Genomic DNA, 19,859 nt, shown 5'->3' on the forward strand with positions numbered 1-19,859 from the left:
TTATTCCGCCATAGCTCAGTTGGTAGTAGCGCATGACTGTTAATCATGATGTCGTAGGTTCGAGTCCTACTGGCGGAGTAGTTAGTTAAAGGAGGTATCAGCCTCTTTTTTATTATGTAATTAATAATCTAGGCTTTTTTCAACTGTAGTGGGTTGAAGAAAAGGCTAAGATCGAGAAAGGACACATTTCGTCCTTTCTTTTTTGATATTCAGAGCGATAAAAATCCTTTTTTTGAAGTTTTCAAAGTTCCGAAATCCAAAGGCATTTCGCTTGATAAGTTTAATGAGATTATTAGTCGCTTCTAATTTGGCGTCGTAATATGAAGTCTCTTCAAAGCAGGTAGGAGTTGCATTTTGAACCACTTTATAAATAGGAGCTATAAACTCTCCCTCTACTTTTCCTGAAACAATTGAAGTCCGCTCAAAACGCCGTCTGATAATATTTTCATAGACTTTCTCCTCTCTAGGAGCCCGTGCATCATAAGGACGATAGAGGTAGGGGGCGATTCCCGTTTCGTCAATATAGTAGATTGGAACTAGAATAGTATGTTACAACTGCTAAAAATATTTCTAGAAATTAATTTGACTTTCCTAATCGATTTATTCATCTCTTATTTCAATTTACTAGATATGCATAGCTTTATTATAACATGCGCATTTTAAACTAAGCGACTATACAAAATTAAGCATACCATCAGCTATTATAGATAATGCAAAATTACATAGATTTGAATATCTGATAATATGCGTTTTTCTTATTTTAAGATTTTTTCCTCAGTCTCTTTTAGTATTTAACGCAGTCAATAAGGTTTTTATCAAAGTCTAATTTAGGTAGTAAATTTATTTCTATTCTGTCAACTTTTCCTATTTTTTCTCTTGTTGAGGTTGGTATTTTAACAATTCAGGAGTTATTAATGATTAATTAAAATTTTTTGTTAGAATAAGATCATAAAAAGTAAAGGAGTGTATGCTTACGCTACAAAATATTTATGATCAGATGACTGATTTCTATGACAGTATCGAAGAAGAGTATGCTACTTTCTTTGATAATAGTTGGGAATGGGAACATTTTCATTTTAAATTTTTGATTTATTATTTAGTTCGATATGGCATTGGGTGTCGTAGGGATTTTATCGTTTACCATTATCGTGTTGCTTATCGTTTGTATCTTGAAAAATTGATAATGAAACAAGGTTTTGTTGCTTGTTGAGACAATGTGAGTTAATTTCCGAACAAATTTAACTTTTTGTGGAAAAATAATAATAAATAGCCGAAATTTTTTCTAAATCATTTTTTAATAGTTGGAAATAGCAAATCTTTCTATTGTTTCTTCTTGATAAAAAGGAGATTTTTTCTTATAATAAATTGTAAGATATAATTGCAGGTGAGAGTCCTGCCATGTATGTGAGAAAGGAAGAGCTTGAGGGCTCAGACAAGATTATGACTTCAGTTGTTGTTGTAGGTACCCAGTGGGGTGATGAAGGTAAAGGGAAGATTACAGACTTCCTTTCAGCGAATGCAGAAGTGATTGCGCGTTACCAAGGCGGTGATAATGCTGGTCACACGATTGTGATTGATGGTAAGAAGTTTAAATTGCACTTGATTCCATCTGGGATTTTCTTCCCTGAAAAAATCTCTGTTATTGGGAATGGTATGGTTGTAAATCCTAAATCTCTTGTAAAAGAGTTGAGCTATCTTCATGAGGAAGGTGTTACAACTGATAACTTGCGTATTTCTGATCGAGCGCATGTTATTTTGCCTTATCATATCGAGTTGGATCGTTTGCAAGAAGAGGCTAAGGGTGACAATAAGATTGGTACTACAATCAAGGGAATTGGTCCAGCTTATATGGACAAGGCTGCTCGTGTTGGGATTCGTATTGCAGATCTTTTAGATAAAGATATTTTCCGTGAGCGTTTAGAACGTAACCTTGCTGAAAAGAATCGTCTTTTTGAAAAATTGTATGACAGTAAAGCGATTGCTTTCGATGATATTTTTGAAGAGTATTACGAATATGGTCAACAAATCAAGAAATATGTGACAGACACATCTGTTATCTTGAATGATGCGCTTGATAACGGTAAACGTGTGCTTTTTGAAGGGGCACAAGGTGTTATGCTAGATATCGACCAAGGTACGTATCCATTTGTTACGTCATCAAACCCTGTGGCTGGTGGTGTGACCATTGGTTCAGGTGTTGGGCCAAGTAAGATTGATAAGGTTGTAGGTGTATGTAAAGCCTATACGAGTCGTGTAGGAGACGGTCCTTTCCCAACTGAGTTGTTTGATGAAGTGGGAGAACGTATCCGTGAAGTTGGTCATGAATATGGTACAACAACTGGTCGTCCACGTCGTGTGGGTTGGTTTGATTCAGTTGTCATGCGTCATAGCCGTCGTGTTTCTGGTATTACTAACCTTTCATTGAACTCTATCGATGTTTTGAGTGGTTTAGATACAGTGAAGATCTGTGTGGCCTATGATCTTGATGGTCAACGTATTGACTACTATCCAGCTAGTCTTGAGCAATTGAAACGTTGCAAGCCTATCTATGAAGAGTTGCCAGGTTGGTCAGAAGATATTACTGGAGTTCGTAATTTGGAAGATCTTCCTGAGAATGCGCGTAACTATGTTCGTCGTGTGAGTGAATTGGTTGGCGTTCGTATTTCTACTTTCTCAGTAGGTCCTGGTCGTGAACAAACAAATATTTTAGAAAGTGTTTGGTCCTAAGAGATTTTTAAGATTTGTTTAAGATAGGTCGGGTATACTATAGACAGTTACAAGAAGACCTCCTAACTTGTTGTAACAAATATCCTAAACTTTTCTTTTTCATAATAATCTCCCTATAAAGTCACCGCATTCGGTGGCTTTTTTTGTATTGGGATTCATGATATAATAATAAAATCGACAAGTAGTAAAAGGGAAATTGATGAATTATACAGTTGAAGAAAAAGAAGTCTTTATGAGGGAAGCTTTGAGAGAGGCTGAGATTGCTCTTGAACACGATGAAATTCCAATTGGTTGTGTGATTGTCAAAGATGGCAAAATCATTGGTCGCGGGCATAATGCGCGTGAAGAGTTGCAACGAGCGGTTATGCATGCGGAGATTATGGCCATAGAGAATGCGAATCTGAGAGAGGAGAGTTGGCGCTTGCTGGATTGCACGCTTTTTGTGACTATTGAGCCGTGTGTCATGTGTAGTGGTGCGATTGGACTCGCCCGTATTCCAAACGTGGTCTATGGGGCTAAAAACCAGAAATTTGGCGCTGCTGGGAGTTTGTACGATATCTTGACAGATGAGCGTCTCAATCATCGTGTGGAGGTTGAAACGGGAATTTTGGAAGATGAATGCGCAGCTATTATGCAGGACTTTTTTAGAAATAGACGGAAAAAATAATTTTGCTTTTAAAATGAATAGGAATGTGATATAATTAACAGTGGAGCAACAGTTCTGCGTGAAGCGGGTCAGGGGAGGAATCCAGCAACCCTAAGCGATTTGAATTGTGTGCTCTTTTTTTCGTGCTTTTTCCGAATAAATAAGATAGAATAATCTAGAATAAATGATAATAGAAAAGAGAAGATGATGAAAATTCGTGGTTTTGAATTGGTTTCTAGTTTTACAGATGAAAATTTATTGCCCAAGCGTGAGACAGCGCATGCGGCTGGTTACGACTTAAAGGTTGCTGTGCGTACGGTTATTGCGCCAGGAGAGATTGTATTGGTTCCGACAGGGGTTAAGGCTTATATGCAACCGACTGAGGTTCTTTACCTTTATGATCGTTCTTCAAACCCTCGTAAGAAGGGCTTGGTCTTGATTAACTCGGTTGGTGTCATTGATGGGGATTATTATGGAAATCCTGGAAATGAAGGGCATATTTTTGCGCAGATGAAGAATATCACAGATCAAGAGGTTGTTCTTGAAGTTGGAGAACGTGTTGTCCAAGCTGTCTTTGCTCCTTTCTTAATTGCAGATGGAGATGCGGCAGACGGCGTGCGGACTGGTGGTTTTGGATCGACTGGGCACTAGAATGAAGATTATCTTTGTACGTCATGGGGAGCCAGATTATCGTGAGGTAGAGGAGCGTTCTTATACGGGATTTGGGATAGATTTGGCACCCTTGTCTGAGAAGGGACGGCAGCAAGCCCAGAAATTGAGCACCAATCCCTTGCTTCCTTCAGCTGAAATAATCGTATCTTCTGCAGTCACAAGAGCTTTAGAAACGGCTTCTTATGTAGTTTGTGCTACGGGACTTCCTTTGAGAGTGGAGCCATTATTGCATGAATGGCAGGTTTATGAAAGTGGCACAGATAATTTTGAAAAAGCTCGTACTATGTTTCTAGAAAATAAGGGGAAGTTACTTCCTAATAGTCCTATTCGATATGAGACAGCTGCGGAGATGAAGTCTCGTTTTCTAGAATGTATGTCTAAGTATCGAGAACATCAGACTGTGGTAGTTGTTGCTCATCGAATGCTCATGCGCCAATTTGTACCAGACGAGAAGATTGATTTTTGCCAAGTGATTGAGTATGAGTTAGAGATATAGAAAGAGGTTTATCATCGCAAAGAAAAAAGCGACATTTGTATGTCAAAATTGTGGGTATAATTCCCCTAAATATCTGGGACGATGCCCCAACTGTGGGTCTTGGTCTTCTTTTGTAGAAGAGGTTGAGGTTGCCGAGGTCAAGAATGCGCGTGTGTCCTTGACAGGTGAGAAAACCAAGCCCATGAAATTGGCTGAGGTGACTTCAATCAATGTCAATCGAACCAAGACGGAGATGGAGGAATTCAACCGTGTACTTGGAGGCGGAGTGGTACCAGGAAGTCTCGTTCTCATTGGTGGGGATCCTGGGATTGGGAAATCAACCCTTCTTTTACAAGTCTCAACCCAGTTGTCTCAAGTGGGGACAGTTCTCTATGTCAGTGGGGAGGAGTCTGCCCAGCAGATTAAGCTACGAGCAGAGCGCTTGGGAGATATTGATAGCGAGTTTTATCTCTATGCAGAGACCAATATGCAGAGTGTTCGAGCTGAGGTGGAGCGCATCCAGCCAGACTTCCTCATCATCGACTCTATACAGACGATTATGTCTCCTGAGATTTCAGGAGTTCAAGGCTCTGTTTCTCAAGTGCGGGAAGTAACAGCAGAGCTCATGCAGCTGGCTAAGACCAATAACATCGCCATCTTTATTGTTGGTCATGTGACCAAGGAAGGAACCTTAGCTGGTCCGCGTATGTTGGAACATATGGTGGATACGGTGCTTTACTTTGAAGGGGAACGTCACCATACCTTTCGTATCTTGAGAGCGGTCAAAAACCGTTTTGGTTCTACCAATGAAATTGGGATTTTTGAGATGCAGTCGGGCGGTTTGGTTGAGGTACTCAATCCGAGTCAAGTTTTCCTAGAAGAGCGTTTGGATGGAGCAACTGGTTCATCAATCGTTGTGACCATGGAAGGGACGCGTCCGATTTTGGCGGAGGTTCAGGCCTTGGTAACACCGACCATGTTTGGAAATGCCAAGCGTACTACGACAGGTCTTGACTTCAATCGCGCTAGCTTGATTATGGCTGTTTTGGGAAAACGGGCAGGTCTTCTCTTACAAAATCAGGATGCCTATCTCAAATCTGCTGGGGGTGTCAAATTGGATGAACCTGCGATAGACTTGGCCGTTGCGGTTGCTATTGCTTCGAGCTATAAAGACAAGCCAACTAATCCTCAGGAATGTTTTGTAGGAGAACTTGGCTTGACTGGAGAGATTCGGCGCGTGAATCGTATTGAGCAACGTATTAATGAAGCTGCTAAACTTGGGTTTACTAAGATTTATGTACCTAAGAATTCCTTGACAGGAATCACTCCGCCCAAGGAAATACAGGTCATTGGGGTGACAACGATTCAGGAAGTTTTGAAAAAGGTCTTTGCATAATCCGTGACAAATCCTCTTAAAAATGATAAGATAGGAGAAATATTTGACTATCAAATTTTCAAGGAGGGAATCGTGTCGTATTTTGAACAGTTTATGCAAGCCAATCAGGCTTATGTTGCCCTACATGGGCAGTTAAATCTGCCACTTAAACCCAAAACCAGAGTAGCTATTGTGACCTGTATGGACTCACGTCTGCACGTTGCGCAAGCTCTAGGTTTGGCACTTGGGGATGCTCATATCTTGCGGAATGCAGGTGGCCGAGTGACTGAGGACATGATTCGTTCGCTAGTTATTTCCCAGCAACAAATGGGGACAAGAGAGATTGTGGTATTGCACCATACAGACTGTGGTGCTCAGACATTTGAAAATGGCTCTTTTCAGGAGTATTTGAAGGAAGAATTGGGTGTCGATGTGTCAGACCAGGACTTCTTGCCCTTCCAAGATATAGAGGAGAGTGTACGCGAGGATATGCAACTCCTTATCGAGTCTCCCCTAATACCAGACGATGTCATTATCTCTGGTGCTATTTACGATGTGGATACAGGAAGTATGACAGTAGTAGAATTGTAAATACTTCATTTAGAAAGAAAGTGTATGAAGAAAAACAGTATTTTATTTATTTTTATTTTATTGCTATGTATTGGTTTGCAGTATGAAACCATCTACTATACGGACGGTTCGATGTCAGGTGCGGAATATGGACTAATGGGAGTTTCTATCTTTCTAGCTCTCTTTTACATGATTCCGGCTCTTTATTTCCTTTTCCGTATTGGGAAAAAATGGGAATTGCCAAAGAACGCCTTGATCTTGTCTTTATTGGGCGGGATGTTCCTTTCAGGCTGGCTATCTAGCTTTGCGAATACCTATATCCATGATTTGCTTGGCGTTCTTTTCCCAGATAGTGCATTTTTAAATGCCTTTGAAAGTGCGATTGTGGCTCCTTTGGTAGAAGAGCCCTTGAAATTGTTGCCACTTGTCTTTGTTTTAGCTTTGATTCCTGTGCGAAAATTAAAATCTTTGTTTTTACTAGGGATTGCTTCTGGTTTGGGATTCCAAATGATTGAGGATATTGGCTACATTCGTACAGATTTGCCAGAGGGCTTTGATTTTACCATTTCAAGGATTTTGGAGCGTATCATCTCAGGAATTGCCTCTCACTGGACTTTTTCAGGTCTGGCTGTAGTGGGTGTTTACTTGCTTTACAGAGCTTATAAAGGACAGAAGGTTGGCAAGAAACAGGGACTTATTTTCCTAGGTTTAGCCTTGGGAACTCACTTCTTGTTTAATTCTCCTTTTGTAGAATTAGAGACAGAGTTGCCTTTAGCGATTCCAGTGGTTATGGCTATTACTCTCTATGGTTTTTATCAGGCTTATCGTTTTGTTGAGAAGAACGATGAGATAATGAATTAGAATATTTTTCAAAAGAATGATGCAAGGGTACAAATATGGTGCCCTTCTTTTATTTTTGATTGAAAAATAGTGTAAAAAGCGCTACAATGGTATATGGAAAATCTTGTGAAAAGCACAAGTGATACATATATACCGGAGGAAATCATGTCTTTTTCTGATTTAAAGCTGTTTGCCCTTTCTTCTAATAAAGAATTGGCAGAACGTGTGGCGCAGGAGATTGGGATAGAGTTGGGGAAATCAAGTGTTCGCCAATTTTCAGATGGAGAGATTCAGGTCAACATCGAAGAATCAATCCGTGGGAAACACGTCTTTATCCTACAATCAACTAGCTCGCCTGTAAATGACAATCTGCTTGAAATTTTGATTATGGTGGATGCTTTGAAGCGTGCGAGTGCAGAATCTGTCAATGTTGTCATGCCTTACTATGGGTATGCACGTCAGGATAGAAAGGCGAGAGCGCGTGAGCCAATCACTTCAAAACTTGTAGCAAATATGCTTGAAGTAGCTGGAGTGGATCGTTTATTGACCATCGACTTGCATGCTGCGCAGATTCAAGGATTCTTTGATATTCCTGTGGATCATTTGATGGGAGCCCCTCTGATTGCGGATTATTTTGAGCGTCGTGGCATGGTTGGTTCTGACTATGTGGTTGTCAGCCCAGACCATGGAGGGGTGACTCGTGCTCGTAAGTTGGCAGAATTTTTGAAAACATCTATCGCTATCATTGACAAACGTCGTAGCGTTGATAAGATGAATACTAGTGAAGTCATGAACATCATCGGTAAGGTAGAAGGCAAGACTTGTATCTTGATTGATGATATGATTGATACTGCTGGAACTATTTGTCACGCGGCAGATGCCCTGGCAGAAGCTGGTGCTGTTGAAGTCTATGCAAGCTGTACGCACCCAGTTCTTTCTGGTCCTGCTATGGACAATATCCAAAATTCAGCTATTAAGAAATTGGTTGTTTTGGATACCATCTATCTGCCAGAAGAGCGTTTGATTGATAAAATTGAGCAGATTTCAATCGCTCATCTCCTAGGGGATGCTATCGTTCGTATCCATGAAAAACGCCCACTTTCTCCACTTTTCAGTATTGAGAAAAAGATTTAATGACCAAGCCTGAGATGATTCTCAGGTTTTTTTCATCTCTTTTCCGAATAAATAGATAGTAGCAGTGAATCTAGTAAACCTAGATTTAAAACTGTGGTATAATAAAAGGAGGAAAAGGATGATTCTCAGACATCCGGGCATCAGCCCAACCAATGATTTGGTTGCTAAGAAGATTTTTAGCAATCCAGAAATCACTTGTCAATTTATTCGCGATATGTTGGACTTACCAGCCAAAAATGTAACTATTTTGGAGGGGAGCAATATTCATGTCTTGCCTTCCCTGCCGTACTCAGCCCAGGATTTCTATACCAGTATAGACGTCTTGGCAGAGTTAGACAATGGGACACAAGTAATTATTGAGATTCAGGTGCATCATCAGAATTTTTTCATCAATCGCCTGTGGGCTTACCTGTGCAGTCAGGTCAATCAAAATCTAGAAAAAATTCGTCAGCGAGAAGGTGATACACACCAGAGTTACAAGCATATTGCACCTGTTTACGCAATCGCTATTGTGGCTAGTAATTACTTTCAGGATGATCAAGCTTTTCATAGTTTTAGCATGCGAGAGGATACGACAGGTGAGGTCTTAACTATCACAAATAATGAACAGGAACATCATCTAGTCAAGATGGCATTCTTGGAACTAAAAAAATACAGAGAAACCAGTAAAGACGAGGTTCGCAAGCCGTGGTTGGAGTTTTTCGGGAATAAACCATTTACCCAAGAACCAGAGCGAGCCATCAGCCAAGCAGACCAACTGCTGGACTACAAGAGCTGGTCCGAGGAGGACAGGAAAATGTTTAGTCAACTACGTATGCGCGAGGAACAAGCTTTGTTAGCACAGGACTATGCCTTGGAACAAGCTGAGGAGAAAGGTTTAGAGCGTGGACGAGCAGAGGGAATTGAACAAGGTTTAGAACAGGGACTGGAGCGTGGTCGAACTGAGGGGATTGAACGAGGAAAACTCTTTGCTTTCTTGGACATGGTTCGCCAACATGCTCTAACTTCCGAATTCGCGAGTGAACAATTGGGTATGTCAGTAGCGGAGTTTGAAGCGCTGTTATAAGACCAGCACTAACGGTCAGGAAAACCATCTGGTTAAGATGGCGTTCTTGGAATTAAAAAATACAGAGAAACCAGCAAAGACGAGGTTCGAAAGCCGTGGTTAGAGTTTTTCGGGAATAAACCCTTTACCCAGCAACCTGAGCGAGCTATCAGCCAGGCAGACCAACTGCTGGACTATAAGAGCTGGTCCGAGGAGGACAGAAAAATGTTTAGTCAACTACGTATGCGTGAAGAACAAGCATTATTGGCTCAGGATTATGCCTTGGAAACTGCTAGGGCAGAGGGTATCGAAGAGGGATTAAAAGTAGGTTTAGTAAATCTCGTTCGCCAACATCTTTTAACTGCTGAGGTTGCCAGCCAGCAATTGGGTATGTCAGTAGCTGAGTTTGAGGAGCTATTGAAAGACCATCATAAATAAGACCTAAAATACAGAAAAACCAGCAAAGATGAGGTTCGCAAACCATGGTTGGAGTTTTTCGGTAACAAGCCCTTTACCCAAGAACCCGAGCGAGCCATCAGCCAGGCAGATCAACTGCCGGACTACAAGAGCTGGTCCGAGGAGGACAGGAAAATGTTTAGTCAACTACGTATGCGCGAAGAACAAGCCTTGTTAGCACAGGACTATGCCTTGGAACAAGCTGAAGAAAAAGGATTAGAACGTGGCCGTGCAGAGGGTATCGAAGAGGGGTTAAAAGTAGGTTTAGTAAATCTAGTTCACCAAGGTCACCAAGGTCTTCTAACACCTGAGGTAGCTAGCCAGCAATTAGGTATGACTGTCGCTGAGTTTGAGGCGTTGTTGTAAGATTAGCAATAATGGTCAAGAAAACCATCTAGTCAAGATGGCGTTCTTGGAACTAAAAAAATACAGAAAAACCAGCAAAGATAGCATTCGCAAGCCATGGTTGGAGTTTTTTGGGAATAAGCCATTTACCCAAGAATCTGAGCGTGCCATCAGCCAGGCAGATCAACTGCTGGACTACAAGAGCTGGTCCGAGGAGGACAGGAAGATGTTTAGTCAACTACGTATGCGCGAAGAACAAGCCTTGTTGGCACAGGACTATGCCTTGGAAACTGCTAGGGCGGAAGGTATTGAACAAGGTTTAGAACGTGGGAAACTCTTTGCCTTCTTAGACATGGTTCGCCAAGGTCTGCTGACTTCCGAGATAGCAAGCCGGCAATTAGGCATGACTGTCGCTGAATTTGAGGCTTTATTATGAGTTCAATCTTTATATAGTAGAAAGTTTATGAAATGGCAAGTGTTATCCAAATACTTGCCGTTTTTACTTGACTTTTACAAGGGTTTGTAAGATAATACCAAGGAAGTAAGTTCTGTCTAACTATCTATATAGTTTAGATATAAAAGATATCATCTGAGGGATGAGTAGTTGCGAAATGTCAACTTGGAAGCTAGAGTATTTCAGGGGGAATTTTTTCGTGAGTTAGTTTTCTTCTCCTTTTTTCGAAGAAATAGGTAAAAAGTTTAAAAAACATAAGAAAACTCTTGACAAATCCTGCAAATATTTATATACTGTATGGTAGTAAGATAGTCTTACGAAAAAATATATAATGAAAAACAAAGGAGATAAAACGATGAAAAAAGTTTTATTGACAAGCGCAGTCGCTCTTGCAGCATTTGGTGCTGTTCAAGCTGTTTCAGCAGACGTTAATGGTGGGGCTAACCTTCCAGGTGCATACGATCAACCATTAGTAGGTGGTGGAAAGTATGATGTTTATAACAGCCAAACAGAATTTATTACTGCTGATAGAGTTAATGAATATATCGCAGCTCACAATGAAGACCTCAAAGTGAAGAAAGCAGAACTTGAAAAAGTTCAAGCAGAATTAGCAAACGCTGAGGCAGAATTTAATAAAACTGTAGCAGAGTATGGTAAAGCAGAAAATGCTCCAGAAAATTTTGCTCATGACCGTGATGTACGTTTAGCTCCATACAAATTAGCAGTTGTTAAAGCTAAGACAGCTTATGAAGAAGCATATGCTAAGGTTAGAAATGAAGCGATTAAACATTTCCAAACAGTTTGGAATACAGCTGTTAAAAAAGAAGGTAAGTACTACATCTTGAATGAAACACCTGAGCAAAGAAATGCTCGTTACTTTAGAGAGCATGGTCAAGCTACTCAAGGTTGGGCTAAAAACGCTAAAGGTCAATGGACTTACTTGAAAGATGCTCAAGGAAATAAAGCAACTGGATGGCTTAAAGATAACGACACTTGGTACTACCTAGATAAAGATGGTATCATGCAAACAGGTTGGGTTAAAGACAACGGAACTTGGTACTACCTAGATGGTTCAGGCGCAATGCAAAAAGGTTGGAAATATGTAGGTGGTCACTGGTACTACCTAGATGGTGCAGGTGCAATGCAAACAGGCTGGAAATATGTAAGTGGTCACTGGTACTACCTAAATGCTTCAGGTGCTTTGCTTGTAAATACAACTACTCCTGACGGTTACACAGTTAACGCAAGTGGTGAGTTGGTATAATACCGATATATAAATAAGACTAGGAGAACAATCTCCTAGTTTTTTCTTTTTTTGACAGGTCTAGTTATTGGGGCATGAGGAATTGTATTAAATATATGCTACATAAAGAAGAGCTTTTTACCTTTAAATATTTCTACACTTTTTATGTTTTTTATTGCATTAATTATAGAAAAGGAATATAATGAAATAAATTTAATAGGTTAACAAAGGAGGTTTTTCTTATGAAGAAAACACTTACAGGTATCTTGCTAGCTACTTCTGCGCTAGCTATGGCTGCAATTCAACCAGTGAACGCTGAAAGTACAGGAACTGGTACATCGTCTACAGGTGCTCAATCGACTTCATCATTTAAGGAAATTCATTTTGTAACATTCCAAAATGGTAGACTAGTTGATATTAAAGAAGCTCTTGCAGGATCAGCTGCATCTAATACAAATCATCCAGATATTGCTAATTATAAATATACTAGCAGTAGAGAGGAAGAGGGTATTCTTTACCATATGTATGCTCCTACTAGTACCACAAGTAGTACGAATAGTATTCCAACAAATCCATATCATAGAGATAATAACCAAAACAATACTGCTAGTACTGATAATAATCACGGTTCAACATCTAGCTCCAATTTTACAATAAAGACAGTTCGCTTTGTAGAATACAAAAAGGGTAGTGATATCCCTATTGATATTAAGGCTCCCCGTACAGGAACTGCAGCATCAGATACAAGTCATCCAGATATTCCAAAATATAAATACTCTACTGGTAAATTGGTAGATGGTGTTCTTTTCCATGTGTATACACCAGAAAAATCTACAGATGATACTGGAACGACTAACAATAGTAATGTGAATAATAGTGGAAATAGCAACCCAAATAATGCTAATGCCAATAATGGTGCAGGCAATAACCAAAATCAAGGTACGAATGCAAGCGTGGGACAGTTCAAAACCGAAGATGGGAAAGTCTACTATATCAGGGATGGTAAAAAAGTTACTGGCTGGCAAAAGATTGATGGTAAGACCTACTACTTTGAAACTGATGGAGCAATGAAAAAAGGGCTACTAACCTTAGGTGATAAACAATACTATCTAAATGAAAAAGATGGTGTTTTGACACCTAATATTGTTGTAATTGATGGTAAAAAATTCTTTATTGATAATGAAGGGAACCGATCAGTTGGATGGAAGAAAATTGACGGTGACTGGTATTATTTCTCTAAAGAAGATGGAATGAAGACAGGTTGGCTTAAAGATGGCTCATGGTATTACTTGGATGAAACTGGTGTGATGGGAACTGGTTGGAAACAAGTTGATGGCAATTGGTACTATCTCAATGATTTAGGTGCCATGCAAACTGGCTGGAAACTTATAAATGGTAGTTGGTACCATCTCGACAGTTTAGGTAAAATGAGTACTAGATGGATAAAAGAAAATGGTACATGGTATTATCTAGGTGGCTCAGGTGCTATGCAAACAGGTTGGAAACTTGTAGATGGTAAGTGGTATTATCTCAATAATTCAGGTGCCATGCAAACCGGCTGGTTGAACCAAAGTGGTACATGGTATTATCTTGATGGTTCAGGCGCTATGAAGACAGGCTGGTTCCAAGTTGGAGATAAATGGTACTATGCTTATAGCTCAGGTGCCCTTGCTGTTAGCACTACAGTTGATGGTTATTACGTAAATGCCAACGGTGAGTGGGTGTAGTTTGAATTTGTTTATGTCACTAGGAGATTTTTAGCTTAGTTTTTTATAGCATATACTTGCTGATATAATACTTATCAAGCCCCAGCTGCGAAAGCAGAAGATAAGAAAGAACTTCCTAACACTGGTGGTAAAGATAATGTTGCAATTGCATCATTGGGATTCCTTGGATTGCTCCTAAGTGCACTTCCATTTGTGAAACGCAAAAACTAATTAGTTGAAGATATAAAAGAGAAGGATTTATGACCTTCTCTTTTTGGGATATGGACTATAGTGAGAATTCTGTTGAAAAGAAGAAAAAAGTGAACAAAACGATGTTTCAGCTTTGTTCACTTTTATGTTATTCTATAAACTTACAATAGTGCCTCAAACTCAGCGATGCTCATGCCGAATTGCTCACTTGCAACCTCAATGGTTAAAAGATGTTTGCGAACCATATCTAAAAAAGCAAGCAGTTTTCCATGTTCAATACCTTTTTCCTCAGCTTGCTCCAAGGCATAGTCCTGTGCCAACAATGCCAGTTCTTCTCGCATACGTAGTTGACTAAACATTTTCCTGTCCTCCTCGGACCAGCTCTTGTAGTCCAGCAGTTGGTCTGCCTGGCTAATGGCTCGCTCGGGTTGTTGAGTAAAGGGCTTATTACCGAAAAACTCCAACCACGGTTTGCGAACCTTATCTTTGCTGGTTTCTCTGTATTTTTTAGTTCTTATTTGTGATGTTCTTTCAATAGTTCTTCAAATTCAGAGACAGTCATGCCCAATTGCTCACTCGCAAATTCAGAAGTTAGAACATGTTGGCGTACTAAATCTAGAAAGGCAAAAAGTTTCCCACGTTCTAAGCCCTTTTCTTCAGCTTGCTCCAAGGCATAGTCCTGCGCTAACAAAGCTTGTTCTTCACGCATACGTAGTTGACTAAACATTTTCCTGTCCTCCTCGGACCAGCTCTTGTAGTCCAGCAGTTGGTCTGCTTGGCTGATGGCTCGCTCGGGTTGCTGGGTAAAGGGTTTATTCCCGAAAAACTCCAACCACGGTTTGCGAACCTTGTCTTTGCTGGTTTCTCTGTATTTTTTTAATTCCAAGAACGCCATCTTAACCAGATGGTTTTCTTGTCCATTATTGGTGATGGTTAAAACCTCACCTGTCGAATCCTCTCGCATGCTAAAGCTATGAAAAGCCAAGTCATCTGAGAAATAATTGCTATCCACAATAGCGATTGCGTAAACTGGTGCGATGTGTTTGTAACTCTGGTGTGTATCACCTTCTCGTTGGCGAATTTTTTCAAGATTTTGATTGACCTGACTGCACAAATAAGCCCACAGGCGATTGATGAAAAAATTCTGATGATGAACTTGAATTTCAATGATAACTTGGGTTCCATTATCCAACTCCGCCAAGACATCTATACTGGTATAGAAATCCTGAGCCGAGTAAGGTAGGGAAGGTAAGATGTGAATGTTACTCCCCTCCAAAATGGTTACATTTTTTGCTGGTAAATCCAACATATCGCGGATAAATTGACAAGTGATTTCTGGATTGCTAAAGATTTTCTTAGCAACTAAGTCATTGGTCGGGCTAATGCCCGGATGACGTAATGTCATATTCTTTCTCCTTTCATTATAGCACATTTTTAAATCTAGGTTTGCTAGATTTACTGCTACTATCTATTTATTCGGAAAAAGTTTGAAAAATACTTGCTCTAGCTCTTTCCAATGGTATTTTTTGGTGCTTTCCTTTATAATAGGTGTATGGATAAGAAAAAATTATTATTGATTGATGGGTCTTCTGTAGCTTTTCGGGCGTTTTTTGCGCTCTATCAGCAGTTGGACCGTTTTAAGAATGCGGCTGGTTTGCATACCAATGCGATTTATGGTTTCCAGTTGATGTTGAGCCATTTGTTGGAGAGGGTTGAGCCTAGTCATATTTTAGTAGCCTTTGATGCGGGAAAGACGACTTTCCGGACAGAGATGTATGCGGACTATAAGGGTGGTCGGGCTAAGACTCCTGATGAGTTTCGTGAGCAATTTCCTTTTATTCGTGAGTTGCTGGATCATATGGGGATTCGTCACTATGAGTTGGCTCAGTATGAGGCGGATGACATCATTGGGACACTGGATAAACTAGCAGAGCAGGATGGTTTTGATATTACCATTGTCAGTGGGGACAAGGACTTGATTCAGCTGACGGATGAGCATACGGTGGTTGAAATTTCCAAGAAAGGTGTAGCTGAGTTTGAGGCCTTTACGCCAGACTATCTTATGGAAAAGATGGGTATTACACCGACTCAGTTTATCGATCTCAAGGCGCTTATGGGAGATAAGTCGGATAATATCCCTGGGGTGACCAAAATCGGTGAAAAGACGGGTATCAAGCTCTTGCTGGAGCATGGTTCGCTTGAGGGAATTTATGAAAATATTGATGGGATGAAGGCTTCTAAGATGAAGGACAATCTCATCAATGATAAGGAACAGGCTTTTTTGTCTAAAACACTAGCGACCATTGATACCAAGGCACCGATTGAGATTGGTTTGAAGGATTTGGTCTATAGTGGTCCAGATGTGGAAAATCTTGGAAAATTCTACGATGAGATGGGCTTCAAACAGCTCAAGCAGGCTTTAAATGTGTCGTCAGCTGATGTCGCTGAGAGTTTGGACTTTACTATCGTTGACCAAATTAGCCAAGATATGCTGAGTGAAGAGTCTATCTTCCATTTTGAGCTTTTTGGTGAGAATTACCATACGGATGATTTGGTTGGATTTGCCTGGTCTTGTGGGGAAAAGCTCTATGCTACAGACAAGCTTGAGCTGTTGCAAGAGCCTATTTTCAAGGCCTTTTTAGAAAAAACACCTCTGAGAGTTTATGACTTTAAGAAGGCTAAAGTTCTCTTGCATCGTTTTGGTGTGGATTTGCAGGCACCTGCTTTTGACAGCCGTTTGGCTAAATACCTCCTTTCGACTGTGGAGGACAATGAAATTGCGACTATTGCTAGTCTTTATGGTCAGACATATTTGATCGATGATGAGACTTTCTATGGTAAGGGTGTCAAGAAGGCCCTTCCTGAACGTGAGAAATTCTTGGAACACTTAGCTCGTAAGCTTGCAATTTTGGTTGAGACTGAGCCTGTTTTACTTGAAAAACTCAGCGAAAATGGGCAATTAGAGCTTCTTTATGATATGGAGCAACCTCTGGCTTTTGTCCTTGCCAAGATGGAAATTGCTGGGATTACGGTCAAGAAAGAGACCTTGCTTGAGATGCAGGCTGAAAATGATCTTGTCATTGAAAAACTGACTCAGGAAATTTACGAACTGGCTGGTGAGGAGTTTAATATCAACTCGCCTAAGCAGTTGGGTGTCCTCCTATTTGAAAAGTTGGGACTTCCTCTAGAATACACTAAGAAAACCAAGACCGGTTATTCGACAGCCGTGGATGTGTTGGAGCGTCTAGCTCCTATTGCGCCAATTGTTAAGAAAATCCTGGATTACCGTCAGATTGCTAAGATTCAATCCACTTATGTAATTGGCTTGCAGGACTGGATTTTGGCTGATGGTAAGATTCATACTCGCTATGTTCAGGATTTGACCCAGACTGGGCGTTTGTCTAGTGTGGATCCAAACTTGCAAAATATTCCTGTGCGTTTGGAACAAGGTCGTCTCATTCGGAAGGCTTTTGTGCCTGAGTGGGAGGATAGTGTGCTACTCAGCTCGGATTACTCGCAGATTGAATTACGCGTTTTGGCGCATATTTCTAAGGATGAGCACTTGATCAAGGCTTTCCAAGAGGGGGCAGATATCCATACTTCGACAGCTATGCGGGTCTTTGGAATTGAGCGTTCTGAAGATGTGACTGCAAACGACCGTCGCAATGCCAAGGCCGTTAACTTTGGAGTGGTTTACGGGATTTCAGACTTTGGTTTGTCTAATAATCTGGGCATCAGCCGTAAGGAGGCCAAGGCCTACATTGATACCTACTTTGAACGCTTCCCAGGTATTAAAAACTACATGGATGAAGTGGTGCGGGAGGCGCGTGATAAGGGCTATGTAGAGACCCTCTTCAAGCGTCGTCGTGAGTTGCCAGATATCAATTCGCGCAACTTTAATATTCGTGGTTTTGCAGAGCGGACAGCTATCAACTCTCCTATCCAGGGGTCGGCGGCAGATATTCTCAAGATTGCTATGATTCAGCTGGATAAAGCCTTGGTTGCAGGTGGTTATCAGACTAAGATGCTGTTACAAGTGCACGATGAAATCGTCCTTGAAGTTCCTAAATCTGAATTGGCAGAGATGAAAAAATTGGTCAAACAAACTATGGAAGAAGCCATTCAACTCAGTGTTCCCCTCATCGCAGATGAAAATGAAGGGGCAACCTGGTACGAGGCTAAATAAAAAGGGGGCTAGTCCTCCTTTTTTGTAGTAGAATTATGCAAGCCTTTTCAAATTGTGCTATACTGATGAAAAAGGAGGATTTCTATGAGTCAAGAATTTATCAATCCAAGTGATGGTGTGATTTGTCAGTATCTAGCAACGAGTAAAACCCTTGCTGTAGTGGGTTTATCAGACCGTGAGGAAACAACCAGCAATCGAGTGACCAAGGAAATGCAGGCTCGAGGTTATAAAATCATTCCAGTCAATCCCAAGGCGGCAGGTGGAGAAATCTTGGGTGAAAAGGCTTATGCTAGTCTAGCAGAGATTCCTTTTCCTGTAGATATTGTCAATGTTTACCGTCGCAGTGAATTTTTGCCAGATGTGGCGCGTGATTTTCTCAAAGCTGATGCCAAGATTTTTTGGGCACAGCTAGGACTTGAAAGTCTAGAGGCAGAAGAAATCTTACGTGCTGGTGGATGCGATGACATCGTGATGAATCGTTGCATTAAGAGAGAACATACACGCTTAATTGAGGAAGCATAAGAAAAGGTAGCTGATGGGCTACCTTTTGTGTTATATTCAATGAAAATCAAAGGGCAAACTAGAAAACTAGCCGCAGGTTGCTCAAAACACAGTTTTGAGGTTGCAGATAAAACTGACGAAGCCAGCTCAAAGCACGGCTTTGAGGTTGTAGATAAGACTGACGAAGTCAGTCACATATATACGGCAAGGCGACGTTGACGTGGTTTGAAGAGATTTTCGAAGAGTATTAGAAAATGCCGATAAGGGTCTGTATACCAAGACTAGTGAGGATGATGGCAATCCAGCAAATAGCTCCGAGAACAATGGATTTTCCACTGGATTTGACCATAGCTACTAAATTGGTTTTGAGACCGATAGCACTCATGGCCATGATAATAAGGAATTTAGAGAGTTGTTTGAGAGGGGTAAAGAAATTACTGGACACACCGAGAGAGGTGAGTAGTGTAGTGAGGAGAGAGGCAAGGATGAAGTAAAGGATAAAAAGTGGGAAGACTTTTTTCAGTTGCAATCCTTGCTTATTTTTTTGCTCGCGGCTTTGCCAGTAGGAGAGAAAGAGAGTGATGGGGATAATAGCTAGAGTACGTGTGAGTTTGACAATGGTTGCGGATTCGAGGGTATTGGTCTGGTAGAGACTGTCCCAAGCGCTGGCTGTGGCGGTTACAGAGGAAGTATCATTGACCGCAGTTCCTGCAAAGAGGGCGAAGCCGTCATTGGATAGATGAAGCCAGGTGCCTAGGATTGGAAAGATGAGCGCAGCCAAGACATTGAAGAAAAAGATAACGGAGATGGCTTGGGCTACTTCCTTTTCCTTGGCATGGATAACGGGCGCTGTCGCCGCAATGGCAGAGCCCCCACAGATAGAAGAACCCACTCCAATCAAGGTAGCCAGTTTTGTATCCAGTGCAAAGAAGCGCTGGAAGAGGTAGGCAACAATTAAGGCTATTGAAATGGTGGACAGGATGACAGGGAGCGAAGATTGCCCTACTGCGAAGACTTGAGAGATATTGAGACCAAAACCAAGCAAGATAACGGCATACTGGAGCAATTTTTTAGAACTAAAGGTCAATCCAGCATCCAGTTGTTTATAGGGTGAGAGAAAGGGATGGAGAAGCATGCCTATGAAAATGGCAAAAACGGGCGCGCCAATCACAGGGAAGAATCCTCCTAAGTACCAAGATAGGATGGAAATGAGAAGGCAGGCCAAGATGCCTGCTCCATTTTTTGATAGAAATGACATAAAAACCTCCAAATAG

General features: G+C 41.0%; 16 protein-coding genes, 1 tRNA gene, 1 other RNA gene and 6 pseudogenes. 20 read left to right on the forward strand and 4 right to left on the reverse strand.

Annotated elements, in window-relative coordinates:
• The first annotated feature begins 4 nt into the window (after positions 1–4).
• Positions 5–78: transfer RNA gene (locus tag SMSK564_RS0102770), tRNA-Asn, on the forward strand.
• A gap of 87 nt (positions 79–165) precedes the next feature.
• Here the strand turns inward: SMSK564_RS0102770 and SMSK564_RS09525 are convergent.
• Positions 166–321: pseudogene (locus SMSK564_RS09525) on the reverse strand (transposase); the annotation flags it as partial.
• Positions 322–967: 646 nt separating this feature from the next.
• Between SMSK564_RS09525 and comW the strand changes: the two are divergent.
• From comW to SMSK564_RS12860, 17 genes and pseudogenes are all read left to right on the forward strand, one after another.
• Positions 968–1,210: a sigma(X)-activator ComW gene (gene comW, locus SMSK564_RS09530; RefSeq protein ID WP_000956963.1), complete on the forward strand. Its 243-nt coding sequence runs from the start codon at positions 968–970 to the stop codon at positions 1,208–1,210.
• Between the two features lie 230 nt (positions 1,211–1,440).
• On the forward strand, positions 1,441–2,727 hold the full coding sequence (locus SMSK564_RS09535; protein WP_001832534.1) for an adenylosuccinate synthase: 1,287 nt from the start codon (positions 1,441–1,443) through the stop codon (positions 2,725–2,727).
• Positions 2,728–2,926: 199 nt separating this feature from the next.
• Positions 2,927–3,394, forward strand: a complete 468-nt coding sequence (gene tadA, locus SMSK564_RS09540) for a tRNA adenosine(34) deaminase TadA (RefSeq protein WP_001110113.1) — start codon at positions 2,927–2,929, stop codon at positions 3,392–3,394.
• Between the two features lie 34 nt (positions 3,395–3,428).
• Positions 3,429–3,524: signal recognition particle sRNA small type (gene ffs, locus SMSK564_RS12850), an RNA gene on the forward strand.
• A 56-nt stretch (positions 3,525–3,580) separates the two neighbouring features.
• On the forward strand, positions 3,581–4,024 hold the full coding sequence (locus SMSK564_RS09545) for a dUTP diphosphatase (protein ID WP_000701987.1): 444 nt from the start codon (positions 3,581–3,583) through the stop codon (positions 4,022–4,024).
• On the forward strand, positions 3,975–4,541 hold the full coding sequence (locus SMSK564_RS09550) for a histidine phosphatase family protein (RefSeq protein WP_176602635.1): 567 nt from the start codon (positions 3,975–3,977) through the stop codon (positions 4,539–4,541). The genes SMSK564_RS09545 and SMSK564_RS09550 overlap by 50 nt, the downstream gene beginning before the upstream one ends.
• A gap of 13 nt (positions 4,542–4,554) precedes the next feature.
• On the forward strand, positions 4,555–5,916 hold the full coding sequence (gene radA, locus SMSK564_RS09555) for a DNA repair protein RadA (protein ID WP_080554212.1): 1,362 nt from the start codon (positions 4,555–4,557) through the stop codon (positions 5,914–5,916).
• A 72-nt stretch (positions 5,917–5,988) separates the two neighbouring features.
• Positions 5,989–6,486 (forward strand): beta-class carbonic anhydrase, encoded by a 498-nt coding sequence (locus SMSK564_RS09560; RefSeq protein ID WP_004236873.1) that lies wholly within the window; start codon positions 5,989–5,991, stop codon positions 6,484–6,486.
• Between the two features lie 24 nt (positions 6,487–6,510).
• The gene (locus SMSK564_RS09565; protein ID WP_000742254.1) at positions 6,511–7,326 is read left to right on the forward strand and encodes a PrsW family intramembrane metalloprotease; all 816 of its coding nucleotides are present in this window, start codon (positions 6,511–6,513) and stop codon (positions 7,324–7,326) included.
• A gap of 144 nt (positions 7,327–7,470) precedes the next feature.
• Complete coding sequence (locus SMSK564_RS09570; protein ID WP_000010160.1) at positions 7,471–8,439, forward strand: ribose-phosphate diphosphokinase; 969 nt, start codon at positions 7,471–7,473, stop codon at positions 8,437–8,439.
• 118 nt (positions 8,440–8,557) lie between these two features.
• Positions 8,558–9,505, forward strand: a complete 948-nt coding sequence (locus SMSK564_RS09575; protein ID WP_000603338.1) for an Rpn family recombination-promoting nuclease/putative transposase — start codon at positions 8,558–8,560, stop codon at positions 9,503–9,505.
• Positions 9,506–9,509: 4 nt separating this feature from the next.
• Positions 9,510–9,922: pseudogene (locus SMSK564_RS13505) on the forward strand (Rpn family recombination-promoting nuclease/putative transposase); the annotation flags it as partial.
• A gap of 6 nt (positions 9,923–9,928) precedes the next feature.
• Positions 9,929–10,306 (forward strand): annotated as a pseudogene (locus SMSK564_RS09585) (FliH/SctL family protein); the annotation flags it as partial.
• A 1-nt stretch (position 10,307) separates the two neighbouring features.
• Positions 10,308–10,721: pseudogene (locus SMSK564_RS13545) on the forward strand (Rpn family recombination-promoting nuclease/putative transposase); the annotation flags it as partial.
• Positions 10,722–11,094: 373 nt separating this feature from the next.
• The gene (locus SMSK564_RS13935) at positions 11,095–12,003 is read left to right on the forward strand and encodes a PspC-like choline-binding domain-containing protein (RefSeq protein ID WP_000757035.1); all 909 of its coding nucleotides are present in this window, start codon (positions 11,095–11,097) and stop codon (positions 12,001–12,003) included.
• 221 nt (positions 12,004–12,224) lie between these two features.
• Positions 12,225–13,709, forward strand: coding sequence for a PspC family transcriptional regulator (locus SMSK564_RS13860; RefSeq protein WP_000753301.1), 1,485 nt, complete (start codon positions 12,225–12,227; stop codon positions 13,707–13,709).
• 66 nt (positions 13,710–13,775) lie between these two features.
• Positions 13,776–13,919 (forward strand): annotated as a pseudogene (locus tag SMSK564_RS12860) (LPXTG cell wall anchor domain-containing protein); the annotation flags it as partial.
• Positions 13,920–14,059: 140 nt separating this feature from the next.
• Here the strand turns inward: SMSK564_RS12860 and SMSK564_RS12865 are convergent.
• Positions 14,060–14,416 (reverse strand): annotated as a pseudogene (locus tag SMSK564_RS12865) (Rpn family recombination-promoting nuclease/putative transposase); the annotation flags it as partial.
• Positions 14,413–15,303 (reverse strand): Rpn family recombination-promoting nuclease/putative transposase, encoded by an 891-nt coding sequence (locus tag SMSK564_RS0102785; RefSeq protein WP_000175240.1) that lies wholly within the window; start codon positions 15,301–15,303, stop codon positions 14,413–14,415. The gene SMSK564_RS0102785 and the pseudogene SMSK564_RS12865, both read right to left, overlap by 4 nt.
• A 147-nt stretch (positions 15,304–15,450) precedes the next feature.
• Between SMSK564_RS0102785 and polA the strand changes: the two genes are divergently transcribed.
• A complete protein-coding gene (polA, locus tag SMSK564_RS09610) occupies positions 15,451–18,084 on the forward strand; it encodes a DNA polymerase I (protein ID WP_000358438.1) in 2,634 nt (877 codons plus the stop codon).
• Between the two features lie 84 nt (positions 18,085–18,168).
• Positions 18,169–18,606: a CoA-binding protein gene (locus SMSK564_RS09615; protein WP_000076466.1), complete on the forward strand. Its 438-nt coding sequence runs from the start codon at positions 18,169–18,171 to the stop codon at positions 18,604–18,606.
• A gap of 226 nt (positions 18,607–18,832) precedes the next feature.
• On the opposite strand, the gene SMSK564_RS09625 is transcribed toward SMSK564_RS09615, so the two are convergent.
• Positions 18,833–19,843, reverse strand: coding sequence for a YeiH family protein (locus SMSK564_RS09625; protein ID WP_000009135.1), 1,011 nt, complete (start codon positions 19,841–19,843; stop codon positions 18,833–18,835).
• Between the last annotated feature and the right edge of the window lie 16 nt (positions 19,844–19,859).

Origin of the sequence: Streptococcus mitis SK564 (assembly GCF_000148525.1) — a bacterium.
Taxonomy (GTDB): domain Bacteria; phylum Bacillota; class Bacilli; order Lactobacillales; family Streptococcaceae; genus Streptococcus; species Streptococcus mitis_H.

Coding starts and splice junctions, on each gene's coding strand:
- SMSK564_RS09570 (WP_000010160.1), top strand. CDS start 7,471: ATGTCTTTTTCTGATTTAAAGCTGTTTGCCCTTTCTTCTAATAAAGAA.
- SMSK564_RS09535 (WP_001832534.1), top strand. CDS start 1,441: ATGACTTCAGTTGTTGTTGTAGGTACCCAGTGGGGTGATGAAGGTAAA.
- SMSK564_RS09575 (WP_000603338.1), top strand. CDS start 8,558: ATGATTCTCAGACATCCGGGCATCAGCCCAACCAATGATTTGGTTGCT.
- comW (WP_000956963.1), top strand. CDS start 968: ATGCTTACGCTACAAAATATTTATGATCAGATGACTGATTTCTATGAC.
- SMSK564_RS09550 (WP_176602635.1), top strand. CDS start 3,975: ATGCGGCAGACGGCGTGCGGACTGGTGGTTTTGGATCGACTGGGCACT.
- tadA (WP_001110113.1), top strand. CDS start 2,927: ATGAATTATACAGTTGAAGAAAAAGAAGTCTTTATGAGGGAAGCTTTG.
- SMSK564_RS09545 (WP_000701987.1), top strand. CDS start 3,581: ATGAAAATTCGTGGTTTTGAATTGGTTTCTAGTTTTACAGATGAAAAT.
- SMSK564_RS09625 (WP_000009135.1), bottom strand. CDS start 19,843: ATGTCATTTCTATCAAAAAATGGAGCAGGCATCTTGGCCTGCCTTCTC.
- SMSK564_RS13860 (WP_000753301.1), top strand. CDS start 12,225: ATGAAGAAAACACTTACAGGTATCTTGCTAGCTACTTCTGCGCTAGCT.
- SMSK564_RS09615 (WP_000076466.1), top strand. CDS start 18,169: ATGAGTCAAGAATTTATCAATCCAAGTGATGGTGTGATTTGTCAGTAT.
- SMSK564_RS13935 (WP_000757035.1), top strand. CDS start 11,095: ATGAAAAAAGTTTTATTGACAAGCGCAGTCGCTCTTGCAGCATTTGGT.
- polA (WP_000358438.1), top strand. CDS start 15,451: ATGGATAAGAAAAAATTATTATTGATTGATGGGTCTTCTGTAGCTTTT.
- SMSK564_RS09565 (WP_000742254.1), top strand. CDS start 6,511: ATGAAGAAAAACAGTATTTTATTTATTTTTATTTTATTGCTATGTATT.
- SMSK564_RS0102785 (WP_000175240.1), bottom strand. CDS start 15,303: ATGACATTACGTCATCCGGGCATTAGCCCGACCAATGACTTAGTTGCT.